Consider the following 13180-nt stretch of genomic DNA (forward strand, 5'->3'; position numbering starts at 1 on the left):
GGTCGTTTTTTGTTGGCGAACGGCCCTTTTACGCGACAAAAAGCCGCAGCAGGGCCCAAGAGCGGCGAGAGAGTAGCATTTGCGCTGGGCGCTGAGCGCAAACTGATACTGTCGTGAGTTCAACAACTGATCCCCCCGGCAAGGAACTGTCCTACCCCGTGTTGTCGAATCCGACACCTTTGCAGGACTAAACCTTCGCCCCATATCACCCAGTGGTGATAACCGCAGCGCTATACTCTGCGGCTGAATTTAGAAATCGGACTACAAGGACTCGCCCATGAAAGCGTTCGGCAAAATCCTGGGGCTGGTGCTTCTCGGGTTGTTGCTGATCATTGTGGCTCTGGGCTTCGCCCTGACCCACCTCTTCGATCCCAACGACTACAAAGACGAGATTCGCCAGCTGGCACGCGACAAGGCCCACGTCGAGCTGACGCTCAATGGCGATATCGGCTGGAGCCTGTTCCCCTGGCTGGGGCTGGAGCTGCATGAGGCCAGCATCGCCACCCTGAACAACCCGAAAGTGCCGTTTGCCGACCTGCAGATGCTCGGTCTGTCGGTACGCGTGCTGCCCTTGCTGCGTCGTGAAGTGCAGATGAGCGACGTGCGCGTCGAAGGCCTGAACCTGACGCTCAGCCGCGATGAACACGGCCACGGCAACTGGGAAGACATCGGCAAGCCATTGCCCGCCGCTACCCCGGCACCGGCCGATGGCAGCAGCGCCCCTGCCGAGGCATCCGCGCAAGCCAGCACCGACAGCGCCAGCGAGCGCCTGGTCAAGCTCGATATCGACAGCCTGACCGTCAACAACGCCCGCGTGCAGTACAACGACGCCCGCAGCGGCCAGAGTTTCGCTGCCGAAAGCATCCAGCTGAGCACTGGCGCCGTGCATGAAGGGGTGAACATCCCGCTGAAGATGACCGCGTTCCTCAGCGCCGGCCAGCCAGTCGTCAAGGCGCGCACCGAGCTGAACGGCGAGCTGCGCTTCGACCGCCGGCTCAAGCGCTACCAGTTCGAAGACATGAAGCTCAGCGGCGAAGCCTCGGGCGAGCCGCTGCAAGGCAAAACCATGACCTTCGCCGCCCAAGGCCAGTTGCTGGTTGATCTGGCGGCCAACGTCGCCGAATGGAACGGCCTCAAGCTCTCGGCCAACCAGTTGCGTGCCCTTGGCGAACTGAACCTGCGCGACCTCGATAAAACCCCGCAACTGAGCGGCGGCCTGTCGATTGCCCAGTTCGACCTGCGCAACTTCCTCGACAGCATCGGCCACCCGCTGCCGGCTTCGGCCGACGCCAGCACCCTGGGCAAGGTCGAGCTGGTCACCCGCTTGCAAGGCACGCCGAACAGCCTGGCCCTGGAAGACCTGGCAATCAAGCTCGACGACAGCACCTTTACCGGCCGCCTGGCCGTCGAGGACGTCGCCAAGCAGGCCCTGCGCGTGCAGCTCAAGGTCGACAAGTTCGACGCCGACCGTTACCTGCTGGCCAAGAGCGATGCGGCCAAAGGCGCCAAGGCCGCGCGCCAGGCTGAAGTGCAGAGCAAAGAAGCCAGCGCCCTGGCCGGTGCCGGCACCACGCCGCTGCCAGATGCGCCCACCCAGGTGGCCTGGAGCAACGACAAGCTGCTGCCGGTCGATCGCCTGCGCCAGCTCGACCTGCAAGCCGAGCTGACCTTCGGCCAACTGACCCTGGACAAACTGCCGATCGAAAACGCCAACCTCAAGGCCCAGGGCCAGGGTGGCCTGATCACGCTGGAAACCCTGCGTGGCGGCCTGTACAACGGCGACTTCGAAAGCAAAGGCACCCTCGACGTGCGCCCGGCAGTGCCGCAGATCGGCCTCAACACCCGCATCAACCGGGTCCCGGTCGAGCACTTCATCAAGAGCGAAACCGCCACCCCACCGGTCAAGGGCCTGCTGACCCTGAACAGCGACCTGACCGCCACTGGCAACAGCCAGAAAGCCCTGGTCGACACCCTCAACGGCAATGCCAGCTTCGTCATCAACGACGGCGTCCTGGTCAACGCCAACCTCGAGCAGCAGCTGTGCCAGGCCATTGCCACCCTCAACCGCAAGACCTTGAGCGGCGAACCACGCGGCAAGGACACCCCGTTCCAGGAGCTCAAGGGCAGCCTGGTAATGCGTAACGGCGTAGCCAGCAACCCTGACCTCAAGGCACGGATTCCCGGCCTGACCGTCAACGGCCAGGGCGACCTCGACCTGCGCGTGCTGGGCATGGACTACCGCATTGGCGTGATTGTCGAAGGCGACAAGCGCGACATGCCCGACCCGGCCTGCCAGGTCGGCGAGCGCTATGTCGGCCTGGAACTGCCGCTGCGCTGCCGTGGCCCACTGGAACTGGGCGCCAAGGCCTGCCGCCTGGATAAAGACGGCCTGGGCAAAGTCGCGGCCAAGCTTGCCGGCGACAAAGTCAGCGAAAAGCTCAGCGAGAAGATCGACGAGAAGCTCGGTGACAAGGTCAGCCCGGAGCTCAAAGACGCGCTCAAGGGGTTGTTCAAGCGATGAGCCCAGAGCAGTTTTCCAGCGCCGTGCTGGATTGGTACGACCGTAACGGCCGCCACGACCTGCCCTGGCAACAGGGCATCACCCCGTATCGGGTATGGGTCTCGGAAATCATGTTGCAGCAGACCCAGGTGAGCACCGTGCTCAACTACTTCGGCCGCTTCATGGAGGCCCTGCCCACGGTCCAGGCCCTGGCCGAGGCACCCGAGGACGAAGTGCTGCACCTGTGGACCGGCCTGGGCTACTACACCCGGGCGCGCAACCTGCAAAAAACCGCAAAAATCGTCGTCGAGCAGTACGGCGGCGAATTTCCCCGCGATGTCGAGAAGCTCACCGACCTGCCGGGCATTGGCCTGTCCACGGCCGGCGCCATTGCCAGCATCAGCATGGGCCTGCGTGCGCCGATCCTCGACGGCAACGTCAAGCGCGTGCTGGCCCGTTACACCGCGCAAGAGGGTTACCCGGGCGAGCCGAAGGTGGCCAAGGCATTGTGGGCCAACGCCGAGCGCTATACCCCGCACAGCCGGGTAAATCACTACACCCAGGCGATGATGGACCTCGGCGCCACCCTGTGCACCCGCAGCAAGCCCAGTTGCTTGCTCTGCCCGCTCAAGGTTGGCTGCGAGGCGCACATGCTCGGCCAGGAAATCCGCTACCCCGTGCCCAAGCCGCGCAAGGAGCTGCCGCAAAAGCGCACGCTGATGCCGCTGCTGGCCAACCACGAAGGCGCCATCCTGCTTTACCGGCGCCCGTCCAGCGGCCTCTGGGGCGGGCTGTGGAGCCTGCCGGAGCTGGACAACATTGAACAAATCGAAGATCTGGCCGACCAGCACGGCCTGAGCCTGGCCGGCAGCCAGGCGCTGGACGGCCTGACCCACACCTTCAGCCATTTCCAGCTGGCCATCGAGCCCTGGCTGGTGCGCGTCGACGCCGCCACCGACCACGTGGCCGAGGCCGACTGGCTCTGGTATAACCTCGCCACCCCGCCGCGCCTGGGCCTTGCCGCCCCGGTGAAAAAACTGCTTAAACGCGCGGCCGACGTATTGCTTACAGGAGAGTCGCGATGACCCGCACCGTAATGTGCCGCAAGTACAACGAAGAACTGCCAGGCCTTGAGCGTCCACCCTACCCGGGCGCCAAGGGCCAGGACATCTTTGATCACATTTCGCAGAAGGCCTGGGCCGACTGGCAAAAAGAGCAGACCATGCTGATCAACGAGAAGCGCCTGAACATGATGAACGCCGAGGACCGCAAATTCCTCCAGGGCGAGATGGACAAGTTCTTCTCCGGCCAGGATTACGAGAAGGCCGAAGGCTACGTTCCACCTAGCGAATAACCCCGGAAAATCGTAAGCGACGGAATTAATTTAAAAAATTTTCAAAAAGTCGTTGACGTAAATCCGAAAAACCCTTTTAATGCGCCCCGTTGCCCAGATAGCTCAGTCGGTAGAGCAGGGGATTGAAAATCCCCGTGTCGGCGGTTCGATTCCGTCTCTGGGCACCACTAATACCGAAAAGCCCCAAGCGAAGTGATTCCTTGGGGCTTTTTTCATGCCTGCGATTTCTCGACCGACGCAGGCCTTCTCGCGCACGGACATGCCGCGAGGTCATCGGAGCCAGGGATGAAATCGATCGCCGTTATCGTCGCCATGCTGCTGAGCCTGACCGGCTGTGTCGGCGCCACCGTGGTGCTGCCGCACAAAGACACCTACCCCACCGCGGCCCATCGCATCCTGCGCCTGAAGAACATCACCCCGGTAATCAGCACAACGCAAAAGAGCACTGAGCCTCACCAGTGGTGCGGCGTCACCCTCTGGGCCGTGATTCTGCCGATCCCTCTGCAACTGCCCGCGTGCGATGTCTACAGCGAGGAGGGCTATGGCGCAGATGTGAATGGCCAGCAAGTGCTCTTGCAGCGCACCGTACAGAACATCAGCTCGCCTATGTACGCCTGCGGCCCGTTCATGTTCATGGGCAACGTGTTGCATTACTACGAAGGCAACGCCATCTGCGGGATACTGCGCTAGGCCAGCGCAGCTACCACCCCTCGCGCCGCCTCGAACAATGACGCCTGCGGTCCGCTGACCTGGGACGCAACAATCAACCCCTCGCCCAGCACAAACAGCTGCTGCGCAGCTCCCTGTTGGCACCCCGCCTGCTGACAGGCCCGCTCCAGCGCCGCCATGACCTTGTGCTTGTGCAGTCTGGCCAGCTCATGGGGCGGCTCGCCCGGCTCGGCATACTCGGCCGAGGCATTAATGAAGGCACAGCCGTGGAAGCCTTCAGAGCGCGCCCAGGCTTCAATGAAGTCGATATAGGCCAGCGGCCGCGCTTTTGCCTCTACGGCCGCCAGAGCGCTTTCCAGGCGCGCCATGAAATCCTGGTCACGCCGCTGCAGCGCCGCTTCGATCAACAGTTCCTTGCTGGGGAAATGCCGGTACAGGGTTTTCTTGGTCACCCCGGCTTCCTGGCTCAGTTGCTCAACCCCGGTGCCGTGGTAACCCTGACGGTAGAACAACTGCAGGGCCGACTCGGCGATTTTCTCGGACGTACTCATGCCACACCTTCAATCTGGACAGTTGCCAACAGTGTATACCGATCGGTTGACTTGCAGGTAAACCGATCGGTATCCTCGGCGCAAATTGCCCACCCGGAGACTGTGCCCATGTCGCTCAAATCCAAGGCGCCCGCCGCCCCTTCCCTGCACTTCAGCCTGTTGTCACTGATTGGCGCGGCCCTGGCGATCGGCGCCACCGGCTGGCTCAGCCAGGTGTCCGGCGCCTTGTGGTTGATGGCGCCGTTTGGCGCCAGCTGCGTGCTGGCCTTCGGCATGCCCGACTCGCCGCTGGCACAGCCGCGCAACATCATCGGCGGGCATGTGATTGCCACCCTGGTGGGCCTGGCAGTACTGCATACCCTGGGTGACAGCTGGTGGAGCGCAGCCCTGGCCGTCGGCCTGGCGCTGGCCGCCATGCAGCAGACCCGCACCCTGCATGCACCTGCTGGGGCCAACCCGCTGGTGGTGATCGCCAGCCATGCACCGCTGAGCTTCGTGGTGACCCCGGTGCTCGCTGGCTCGCTGGTGATCGTCGCCGTGGCCTGGTGCCTGAACAATGCGCGCCAGGCCAACAGCTACCCGAAATACTGGTACTGATGGCGCTATGCCAAGGGCTGTTGACCACCGTCAATATGCCCCTGGCCTGCCCCGATAAAATGCTCTGAGGATATTAGAAGGAACCAACAGGCCTCCCCATGAGCGAAGAATCCACTGCCCTGCCCCTGCCCTCGCCCGCCGCCGAAACACTTGCGGGCACCAGCCCAAGCCCGGCGCACAAAGCTGCCAGCACTCGTCCACGCCGTCCGCGTACCCCGCGCAAGCCTGCCGCAAGCGCCGCTGGCGAAGCGCAGATCAGCGCCATCAGCCAGCAACCGGCAGCCCTGAAGGTTGCCTCGGCACCGCGCGGCTCCAACGAAGACAGCGCCTTGGCCAAATTGCCGGCCAGCTACCCATACCGCAACCGCATGCGCCGCGCCGAGTACGAAAAGGCCAAGCATGAGCTGCAGATCGAGCTGCTCAAGGTGCAAAGCTGGGTCAAGGAAACCGGCCAGCGCATCGTCGTGCTGTTCGAAGGCCGTGACGCTGCCGGCAAGGGCGGCACTATCAAGCGCTTCATGGAGCACCTGAACCCGCGTGGCGCGCGAATCGTCGCCCTGGAGAAGCCTTCCGAGCAGGAGAAAGGCCAGTGGTACTTCCAGCGCTACGTCCAGCACCTGCCCACGGCGGGTGAAATGGTCTTCTTCGACCGCTCCTGGTACAACCGTGCCGGGGTCGAGCGGGTCATGGACTTCTGCTCGCCGCTGCAATACCTGGAGTTCATGCGCCAGGCGCCGGAGCTCGAACGCATGCTGTGCAACAGCGGCATCCTGCTGTTCAAGTACTGGTTCTCGGTGAACCGCGAAGAGCAGCTGCGCCGCTTCATCTCGCGCCGTGACGACCCGCTCAAGCACTGGAAGCTGTCACCGATCGACATCAAGTCGCTGGACAAGTGGGACGAATACACCGCCGCCAAGGAAGCGATGTTCTTCCACACCGACACCGCCGACGCACCGTGGACGGTGATCAAGTCCGACGACAAGAAGCGCGCGCGGATCAACTGTATCCGCCACTTCCTGCACTCGCTGGATTACCCCGGCAAGGACCTGAGCGTCGCCCACCAGCCTGACCCACTGCTGGTAGACCGCGCCGCGCGCGTGCTGGAAGAGGAAGACCGCGGCGAGCTGGCCCAGCCGGCCTGATCTCGGCCCAGGCCGTCGGCTGTACTTGGGTTTCCCGGCCAACTGCGATTCAATACGCAGAATTTTTCCGGTTCAGCACAAGGGTTCACCGATGGCCTCCAGCAGCAAACAACAGAAACGCGCCAAACGCGCCGCCAACAAGGCCCGCGAGAACCGCATGGTGCGTAGCGGCCAGGCGGTCAAGAGCTCGGGCGAAAGCTCCAGCGCCAGCGTCGAGCAGGTGTTCAACAAGGCCATGGAATCGGGCAGCTACAGCGCCCTGTTCGACAAGATGAAGCAAGCCCAGGACAACGGCCTGGTTGCGCTGATCTCGGTATTCCTGGTCGACCCGCTGCTGGCCCTGGTGCTCAAGGGTCACAAGGAAGAACACGCCACCGACTACATCGTCATGGTCTTCAGCGCCTACCGCAAATGGCTGGACGGCGCCGACGAAGCCACGACCATGGCCTGGCTCGAGAGCGATGAGTTCCAGGACGCCTACATTGCAGCTTCCGAAGCAGTGTCCAAGCAGCAGAAGAAGTTTGGCTGAAGCCATGCCTGGCTCCCGATATGCCTCGGGAGCCAGAACCTTTCAAGAAAATTCCTACATTGACCACAGGTCCCCAGCCGATTGACCATCGCCTCGTCGCCACCTAACCTTTGTTGAACGTTTACAACGTATACAAAGTCAGGAGCGTAGACATGACTTCCCCGGTTCTGTCCTTTCGCGTCGAAGCCTCCCTCGCCGAAAAGCTCGATCAACTGGCAGCCGCCACCGATCGAGATCGCCAATATCACCTCAAGCGCGCCTTGCTGCGCTATGTCGAAGCCGAGGCCTGGCACGTACAGGCGATTGCCGAAGGCATCAGTGATGCCGACACCGGCAACCTGACCGACCTTTCCCGGGTCAAGGCAAAGTGGGTGAAACGCGACGATGATTGCACTGACGGCGAAGGCTGAAAGCGACCTGGATTCGATTTTCGAGCACTATCAACTCAAAGCGGGCAGCAAAACGGCCTTTGCGATGGTTCAGGGCATTCTCAACAGCCTGGAAATTCTTGAGCGTTTTCCTGGTGCCGGCCGGCCTTCGCCGGTGCCTGATGTGCGTGAGTTGGTGCTCGCCCATATCCCCTTTATTGCCCCATACCGCTTGATCGAGGGCCGGGTTCAGGTGCTGCGGTTGCTTCATCAGAGCAGTGAGCGGCCCGAGCAATGGTGATGTTCGGTTGGGGCTGCGCTGCAGCCCATCGCCGGCAAGACCGGCTCCCACCACAGTCCCTGTGGGAGCTGGCTTGCCAGCGATGAGGCCAGCATGGACACCGCACCACTTCCTGCTGAAACAAAAAGGCCGCAATCCTCACAGATCGCGGCCTTTGTCATTTCACCCGCAGCACATCAGTTGTTCAGCACCGCCCGCCCGGCCGCCTCGGCCTTGCGCTTGCGCGCCACCAGCAGCCCTGCGGCTACCACGGCGATGGACAGCAAACCGGTGGCAACGATTTCAATGCGATGATCCGGACGGATCAGCATCACGGTCAGAATGCCGACGATAAAGGCGATGGTCGCCCAGGTCAGCCCCGGGAACAGCCACATTTTGAAGGCAATCTTCTCACCGCGCTGCATACGCTGACGGCGCATGCGCAGTTGCGACACGGCAATCACCAGGTACACCAGCAAGGCAATGGCGCCGGAGCTTGCCAGCAGGAACTCGAACACCTGGGCAGGCGCCAGGTAGTTGGCGATCACCGTGAGGAACGCCGCCGCAGTCGACAGCACCACCGCCACATACGGGGTACCGCTGGAGGTGGTGCGCTGGGCCATGGCCGGGGCATCACCACGCTTGCTCAGGGAGAAGAGCATGCGCGAGGAGGTATACAGCGCCGAGTTCAGGCAGCTGGTCACCGCGATCAACACGACGATGTCGACGATCAGCTTGGCATTGGGGATGCCCATCAGGTTGAGCACGGTCTGGTACGAACCGACTTCGGCCAGTTCGCTATTGGTCCACGGCACCAAGGCCACGACCACGAAGATCGACACGAGGTAGAACAGGAAGATCCGCCAGATCACCGAGTTGGTGGCCTTGGTGATCTGCTTGCCCGGGTCTTTCGACTCGGCGGCGGCGATGGTGACGATCTCGGTACCCATGAACGAGAACATGGTAGTCAGCATCGCAGCCAGCACCGCGCCCATGCCGTTGGGCATGAAGCCCTGGGTGTCGAACAGATGGCTGACGCCGCTGACCTGGCTGTTGGGCAGCAGACCGAAGATCGCGGCCACGCCGAGGATGATGAAACCGATGATCGCCACCACCTTGAGCAGGGCGAACCAGAACTCGAATTCACCGTAGTTCTTCACACTGAACAGGTTGGTCGCGGTCAGCAGCAAGGTGATGACCAGGGTAAACACCCAGATGCCGATATCGGGGAACCAGGCATGCAGGATGGTCGCGGCGGCGTTGGCCTCCAGCGGGATCACCAGCACCCAGAACCACCAGTACAGCCAGCCGATGGTAAAGCCGGCCCAGTGGCCGATGGCCTTGTCGGCGTAAGTCGAAAACGAACCGGTGTCTGGCGAGGCGACGGCCATTTCCGCCAGCATGCGCATGACCAGCACCACCAGGGTCCCGGCGGCGGCATAGGCGAGCAAAACCGCAGGGCCGGCCTCGGCGATGGCGTGGCCGGAGCCAACGAACAGGCCGGCACCGATGACACCGGCAATCGACAGCATGGTCACATGCCGTTGTTTGAGCCCCTGAGCGAGGTCGTTGGAATTGTGCGTACCGCTCATAAAACTACCTTTGCAAGAAATGGCGTTTTGATCCTGCTACCGAGTCGCGCCCTTCAAAAAGAGTGCTACTTCCTGTTGCCGATCGATAAGGCAATAACCGCGCCATTCCGATGACCGTTCGTTCGAAAATTCTCACAGCCCCGTTTAACAAGGCTTACAGGCCTTTCGGCCAAGACTTGACCGAAAGCCCCTGATAAATCGACGGAATGGGCCAATTACTGAAATACCCACTTACAAATGCCCCAGGTGCACCACAAACCGTCACCGGTAACACCTCATGCACTTCCTACGAGCAAAAAGGCGCAACCCTCAGGTACAACCAGAACCGTAGATAAAGGCCCGAACCTGTGCACAAGGTCAGAAACGACTTCCCAGAAACGGCCAAAACTGGCACCATCGCGCCTTTTTTCATCAAGGCTCCGGCCCTGGAAACGAGGGTAGGCGGACATCTGCGCGACAGTCCACTGCAGCGATGCGACACCCGCCCTCCCAGCAACCGATTGCCTCTCCCGACGTTATTGGCTGTCTTCGGACCGCTATGCTAGCTTGGCGCCTCGCCAGGAAGGCCGCTAACAGCAGGAGCGCACCAGAACACATGAGGACCGCACATGGCTGAGGCCACGCCCGCGCTGGAAATCCGCAACCTGCACAAACGCTACGGCGACCAGGAAATCCTCAAGGGAATTTCGCTGACCGCACGTGATGGCGATGTGATCTCGATCCTGGGATCCTCCGGCTCCGGCAAGTCCACTCTGCTGCGCTGCATCAACCTGCTGGAAAACCCGCACCAGGGCCAGATCCTGATGGCCGGTGAAGAGCTCAAGCTCAAGGCGGCAAAAAACGGCGAACTGGTGGCCGCCGACAACAAGCAGATCAATCGCCTGCGCAGCGAGATCGGCTTCGTCTTCCAGAACTTCAACCTGTGGCCGCACATGAGCATCCTCGACAACATCATCGAGGCGCCGCGCCGGGTGCTGGGCCAAAGCAAGGCCGAGGCCATCGAGCATGCCGAAGCGCTGCTGGACAAGGTCGGCATCCACAACAAGCGTCACAGCTACCCGGCCGAACTGTCCGGAGGTCAGCAACAGCGTGCGGCCATCGCCCGCACCCTGGCAATGAAGCCCAAGGTCATCCTGTTCGATGAGCCGACCTCGGCCCTGGACCCGGAAATGGTTCAGGAAGTGCTCAACGTTATCCGTGCCCTCGCCGAAGAAGGCCGTACCATGCTACTGGTTACCCACGAAATGGGCTTTGCCCGCCAGGTGTCCAGCGAAGTCGTCTTCCTGCACCAGGGGCTGGTCGAAGAGCAAGGAACGCCGCAGCAGGTTTTCGAAAACCCGACCTCGGCGCGTTGTAAACAATTCATGTCCAGCAACCGCTAACGGAGCAACACGCATGCAGACCTATAAGAAATTCCTCCTGGCCGCTGCCGCCACGCTGGTGTTCTCGGCCAATGCCATGGCTGCCGAGAAACTGAAGATGGGCATTGAGGCGGCCTACCCGCCGTTCAACAACAAGGATGCCAGCGGCCAGGTGGTCGGCTTCGACAAAGACATCGGCGACGCCCTGTGCGCCAAGATGAAGGTCGAGTGTGAAGTCGTGGTCTCCGACTGGGACGGCATCATTCCCGCCCTGAACGCGAAGAAGTCCGACTTCATCGTCTCGTCGCTGTCGATCACCGACGAGCGCAAGCAGGCCGTAGACTTCACCGACCCGTACTACTCGAACAAGCAGCAGTTCATCGCCCCGAAAAACGTCGACTTCAAGACCGACCGCGCCTCACTCAAAGGCAAGACCATTGGCACCCAGCGTGCTACCCAGGCCGCAACCTGGCTGGACGACAACGGCGGCATGGACGGCGAGTTCAAGGTCAACCTCTATGATGGTCAGGAAAACGCCTACCTGGACCTGACTTCAGGCCGCGTCGATGCCATCCTCGCCGACAAGTACGCCAACTACGACTGGCTCAAGTCCGCAGCGGGTCAAAACTACGAGTTCAAAGGCGAGCCGGTGAACGAAAGCGACAAGGTCGGCATCGCTGTGCGCAAAGGTGACAATGAACTGCGCAACAAGCTGAACGCTGCACTGAAAGAAATCGTTGCCGACGGCACCTACGAGAAGATCAACAACAAATACTTCCCGTTCAGCATCTATTGATTCGCCCCGACCGGCATTGCCCTGGAGGCGATGCCGGTCCCTTGAACAAACCTGCCCATGAATATTGATCTCTACGGATTCGGTCCGGCCCTGTTTGTCGGGACGCTGATGACCGTCAAACTCGCGTTGTCGGCCCTATGCCTGGGGCTGGTCCTGGGGCTGCTTGGCGCCCTGGCCAAGACCTCGCCGTACAAACCCCTGCAATGGCTGGGTGGCTTCTACTCAACGATAGTTCGCGGCGTGCCCGAACTGCTCTGGGTGTTGTTGATTTACTTTGGTACCGTCAGCCTGATGAACCGGCTTGGCGAACTCCTGAATATTCCCGGCCTGGAGCTCAATGCTTTTGCCGCAGGCGTGATTGCCCTGGGCCTGTGCTTCGGCGCCTATGCCACGGAGGTGTTCCGTGGTGCAATCCTGGCCATTCCCAAGGGTCACCGTGAAGCTGGCCTGGCGCTCGGCCTGTCCAAAGGGCGAATCTTCTCCAAACTGATCTTGCCGCAAATGTGGCGGATCGCGCTGCCCGGCCTGGGCAACCTGTTCATGATCCTGATGAAAGACACCGCACTGGTCTCGGTGATCGGCCTGGAAGAAATCATGCGTCACTCGCAAATCGCCGTGACCGTGAGCAAGCAGCCGTTCACCTTCTACATGGTCGCCGCCATCATCTACCTGGGCCTGACGGTCCTGGCCATGACCGGCATGCACTTCATGGAAAAACGCGCCGGTCGCGGCTTCGCGAGGGCCAATCAATGAACTGGGAAGTCATCATCAAGTGGCTGCCACGCCTGGCCCAAGGCGCCACGCTGACCCTGGAACTGGTGAGCATCGCGGTCATTGCCGGGCTGATCATCGCCATTCCACTGGGTATCGCCCGCTCCTCGCGACACTGGTACGTGCGCGCCCTGCCGTACGGTTACATTTTCTTTTTCCGTGGCACACCGCTGCTGGTTCAGTTGTTCCTGGTGTACTACGGGCTTGCCCAGTTCGATGCCGTGCGAAACAGTGCCTTGTGGCCCTACCTGCGGGACCCGTTCTGGTGCACGGTGCTGACCATGACCCTGCATACTGCCGCTTACATCGCAGAAATCCTGCGTGGCGCGTTGCAGGCCATCCCTCGCGGCGAGATTGAAGCGGCGCGGGCCCTGGGCATGTCCCGGGCCAAGGCGATGATCTACATCATGCTGCCACGCGCAGCGCGCATCGGCCTGCCGGCCTACAGCAACGAAGTGATCCTGATGCTCAAGGCCAGCGCCCTGGCGAGCACCGTCACCCTGCTGGAGCTGACCGGCATGGCGCGGACCATCATCGCCCGGACCTACCTGCCAGTGGAGATCTTTTTCGCTGCGGGCCTGTTCTACCTGCTGATTTCCTTCCTGCTGGTTCAAGCCTTCAAACAGCTGGAACGCTGGCTGCGCGTCGACGCCTGCCAGGGTCGATAAAC

General features: G+C 61.7%; 15 protein-coding genes and 1 tRNA gene. 14 read left to right on the forward strand and 2 right to left on the reverse strand.

What is annotated here, in order from left to right:
* Positions 1 to 277: 277 nt before the first annotated feature.
* The 5 genes from KHO53_RS08710 to KHO53_RS08730 all read left to right on the forward strand — a co-directional run bounded on the left by KHO53_RS08710 (position 278) and on the right by KHO53_RS08730 (position 4544).
* Positions 278 to 2521: an AsmA family protein gene (locus KHO53_RS08710; protein WP_159389270.1), complete on the forward strand. Its 2244-nt coding sequence runs from the start codon at positions 278 to 280 to the stop codon at positions 2519 to 2521.
* Positions 2518 to 3585, forward strand: coding sequence for an A/G-specific adenine glycosylase (gene mutY / locus KHO53_RS08715; protein WP_010221317.1), 1068 nt, complete (start codon positions 2518 to 2520; stop codon positions 3583 to 3585). The genes KHO53_RS08710 and mutY overlap by 4 nt, the downstream gene beginning before the upstream one ends.
* Positions 3582 to 3854, forward strand: a complete 273-nt coding sequence (locus tag KHO53_RS08720) for an oxidative damage protection protein (protein WP_010221316.1) — start codon at positions 3582 to 3584, stop codon at positions 3852 to 3854. The genes mutY and KHO53_RS08720 overlap by 4 nt, the downstream gene beginning before the upstream one ends.
* A gap of 91 nt (positions 3855 to 3945) precedes the next feature.
* A tRNA-Phe gene (locus KHO53_RS08725) sits at positions 3946 to 4021 on the forward strand.
* Positions 4022 to 4139: 118 nt separating this feature from the next.
* The gene (locus KHO53_RS08730; RefSeq protein WP_213570194.1) at positions 4140 to 4544 is read left to right on the forward strand and encodes a hypothetical protein; all 405 of its coding nucleotides are present in this window, start codon (positions 4140 to 4142) and stop codon (positions 4542 to 4544) included.
* Here the strand turns inward: KHO53_RS08730 and KHO53_RS08735 are convergent.
* The gene (locus KHO53_RS08735) at positions 4541 to 5074 is read right to left on the reverse strand and encodes a TetR/AcrR family transcriptional regulator (protein WP_213570195.1); all 534 of its coding nucleotides are present in this window, start codon (positions 5072 to 5074) and stop codon (positions 4541 to 4543) included. The genes KHO53_RS08730 and KHO53_RS08735 overlap by 4 nt on opposite strands.
* Before the next feature lie 108 nt (positions 5075 to 5182).
* Between KHO53_RS08735 and KHO53_RS08740 the strand changes: the two genes are divergently transcribed.
* The 5 genes from KHO53_RS08740 (at position 5183) to KHO53_RS08760 (ending at position 8011) form a co-directional block, all read left to right on the forward strand.
* The gene (locus tag KHO53_RS08740) at positions 5183 to 5671 is read left to right on the forward strand and encodes an HPP family protein (RefSeq protein ID WP_249684283.1); all 489 of its coding nucleotides are present in this window, start codon (positions 5183 to 5185) and stop codon (positions 5669 to 5671) included.
* A 98-nt stretch (positions 5672 to 5769) separates the two neighbouring features.
* Positions 5770 to 6813: a polyphosphate kinase 2 gene (gene ppk2 / locus KHO53_RS08745; RefSeq protein WP_010221312.1), complete on the forward strand. Its 1044-nt coding sequence runs from the start codon at positions 5770 to 5772 to the stop codon at positions 6811 to 6813.
* Positions 6814 to 6904: 91 nt separating this feature from the next.
* Positions 6905 to 7342, forward strand: coding sequence for a hypothetical protein (locus KHO53_RS08750; RefSeq protein ID WP_010221311.1), 438 nt, complete (start codon positions 6905 to 6907; stop codon positions 7340 to 7342).
* A gap of 152 nt (positions 7343 to 7494) precedes the next feature.
* Positions 7495 to 7752 carry a CopG family ribbon-helix-helix protein gene (locus KHO53_RS08755; protein ID WP_213570197.1) on the forward strand — a complete coding sequence of 86 codons (258 nt, stop codon included), beginning with the start codon at positions 7495 to 7497 and terminating at the stop codon, positions 7750 to 7752.
* On the forward strand, positions 7727 to 8011 hold the full coding sequence (locus KHO53_RS08760) for a type II toxin-antitoxin system RelE/ParE family toxin (RefSeq protein ID WP_010221309.1): 285 nt from the start codon (positions 7727 to 7729) through the stop codon (positions 8009 to 8011). Before KHO53_RS08755 ends, KHO53_RS08760 begins: the two co-directional genes overlap by 26 nt.
* Positions 8012 to 8187: 176 nt before the next feature.
* Here the strand turns inward: KHO53_RS08760 and gabP are convergent, their stop codons facing one another.
* Positions 8188 to 9582 carry a GABA permease gene (gene gabP / locus KHO53_RS08765; protein WP_010221308.1) on the reverse strand — a complete coding sequence of 465 codons (1395 nt, stop codon included), beginning with the start codon at positions 9580 to 9582 and terminating at the stop codon, positions 8188 to 8190.
* Positions 9583 to 10190: 608 nt separating this feature from the next.
* Between gabP and KHO53_RS08770 the strand changes: the two genes are divergently transcribed.
* From KHO53_RS08770 to KHO53_RS08785, 4 genes are read left to right on the forward strand one after another with little or no spacing between them, the layout of a single operon-like run.
* Positions 10191 to 10964 (forward strand): ABC transporter ATP-binding protein, encoded by a 774-nt coding sequence (locus KHO53_RS08770; RefSeq protein WP_213570198.1) that lies wholly within the window; start codon positions 10191 to 10193, stop codon positions 10962 to 10964.
* A 13-nt stretch (positions 10965 to 10977) separates the two neighbouring features.
* A complete protein-coding gene (locus KHO53_RS08775; protein WP_010221306.1) occupies positions 10978 to 11739 on the forward strand; it encodes an ABC transporter substrate-binding protein in 762 nt (253 codons plus the stop codon).
* A 57-nt stretch (positions 11740 to 11796) separates the two neighbouring features.
* Positions 11797 to 12492, forward strand: coding sequence for an ABC transporter permease (locus KHO53_RS08780; protein ID WP_010221305.1), 696 nt, complete (start codon positions 11797 to 11799; stop codon positions 12490 to 12492).
* Complete coding sequence (locus KHO53_RS08785) at positions 12489 to 13178, forward strand: ABC transporter permease (protein WP_010221304.1); 690 nt, start codon at positions 12489 to 12491, stop codon at positions 13176 to 13178. The genes KHO53_RS08780 and KHO53_RS08785 overlap by 4 nt, the downstream gene beginning before the upstream one ends.
* Positions 13179 to 13180 lie beyond the last annotated feature (2 nt).

Source organism: Pseudomonas sp. RC2C2 (genome assembly GCF_018390435.1).
Taxonomy (GTDB): domain Bacteria; phylum Pseudomonadota; class Gammaproteobacteria; order Pseudomonadales; family Pseudomonadaceae; genus Aquipseudomonas; species Aquipseudomonas donghuensis.

Excerpts from the sequence above, each read along its gene's own strand:
- KHO53_RS08710 (WP_159389270.1), top strand. The coding sequence starts at position 278 with ATGAAAGCGTTCGGCAAAATCCTGGGGCTGGTGCTTCTCGGGTTGTTG.
- gabP (WP_010221308.1), bottom strand. The coding sequence starts at position 9,582 with ATGAGCGGTACGCACAATTCCAACGACCTCGCTCAGGGGCTCAAACAA.
- ppk2 (WP_010221312.1), top strand. The coding sequence starts at position 5,770 with ATGAGCGAAGAATCCACTGCCCTGCCCCTGCCCTCGCCCGCCGCCGAA.
- mutY (WP_010221317.1), top strand. The coding sequence starts at position 2,518 with ATGAGCCCAGAGCAGTTTTCCAGCGCCGTGCTGGATTGGTACGACCGT.
- KHO53_RS08750 (WP_010221311.1), top strand. The coding sequence starts at position 6,905 with ATGGCCTCCAGCAGCAAACAACAGAAACGCGCCAAACGCGCCGCCAAC.
- KHO53_RS08760 (WP_010221309.1), top strand. The coding sequence starts at position 7,727 with ATGATTGCACTGACGGCGAAGGCTGAAAGCGACCTGGATTCGATTTTC.
- KHO53_RS08720 (WP_010221316.1), top strand. The coding sequence starts at position 3,582 with ATGACCCGCACCGTAATGTGCCGCAAGTACAACGAAGAACTGCCAGGC.
- KHO53_RS08740 (WP_249684283.1), top strand. The coding sequence starts at position 5,183 with ATGTCGCTCAAATCCAAGGCGCCCGCCGCCCCTTCCCTGCACTTCAGC.
- KHO53_RS08770 (WP_213570198.1), top strand. The coding sequence starts at position 10,191 with ATGGCTGAGGCCACGCCCGCGCTGGAAATCCGCAACCTGCACAAACGC.
- KHO53_RS08785 (WP_010221304.1), top strand. The coding sequence starts at position 12,489 with ATGAACTGGGAAGTCATCATCAAGTGGCTGCCACGCCTGGCCCAAGGC.
- KHO53_RS08730 (WP_213570194.1), top strand. The coding sequence starts at position 4,140 with ATGAAATCGATCGCCGTTATCGTCGCCATGCTGCTGAGCCTGACCGGC.
- KHO53_RS08735 (WP_213570195.1), bottom strand. The coding sequence starts at position 5,074 with ATGAGTACGTCCGAGAAAATCGCCGAGTCGGCCCTGCAGTTGTTCTAC.
- KHO53_RS08755 (WP_213570197.1), top strand. The coding sequence starts at position 7,495 with ATGACTTCCCCGGTTCTGTCCTTTCGCGTCGAAGCCTCCCTCGCCGAA.
- KHO53_RS08780 (WP_010221305.1), top strand. The coding sequence starts at position 11,797 with ATGAATATTGATCTCTACGGATTCGGTCCGGCCCTGTTTGTCGGGACG.
- KHO53_RS08775 (WP_010221306.1), top strand. The coding sequence starts at position 10,978 with ATGCAGACCTATAAGAAATTCCTCCTGGCCGCTGCCGCCACGCTGGTG.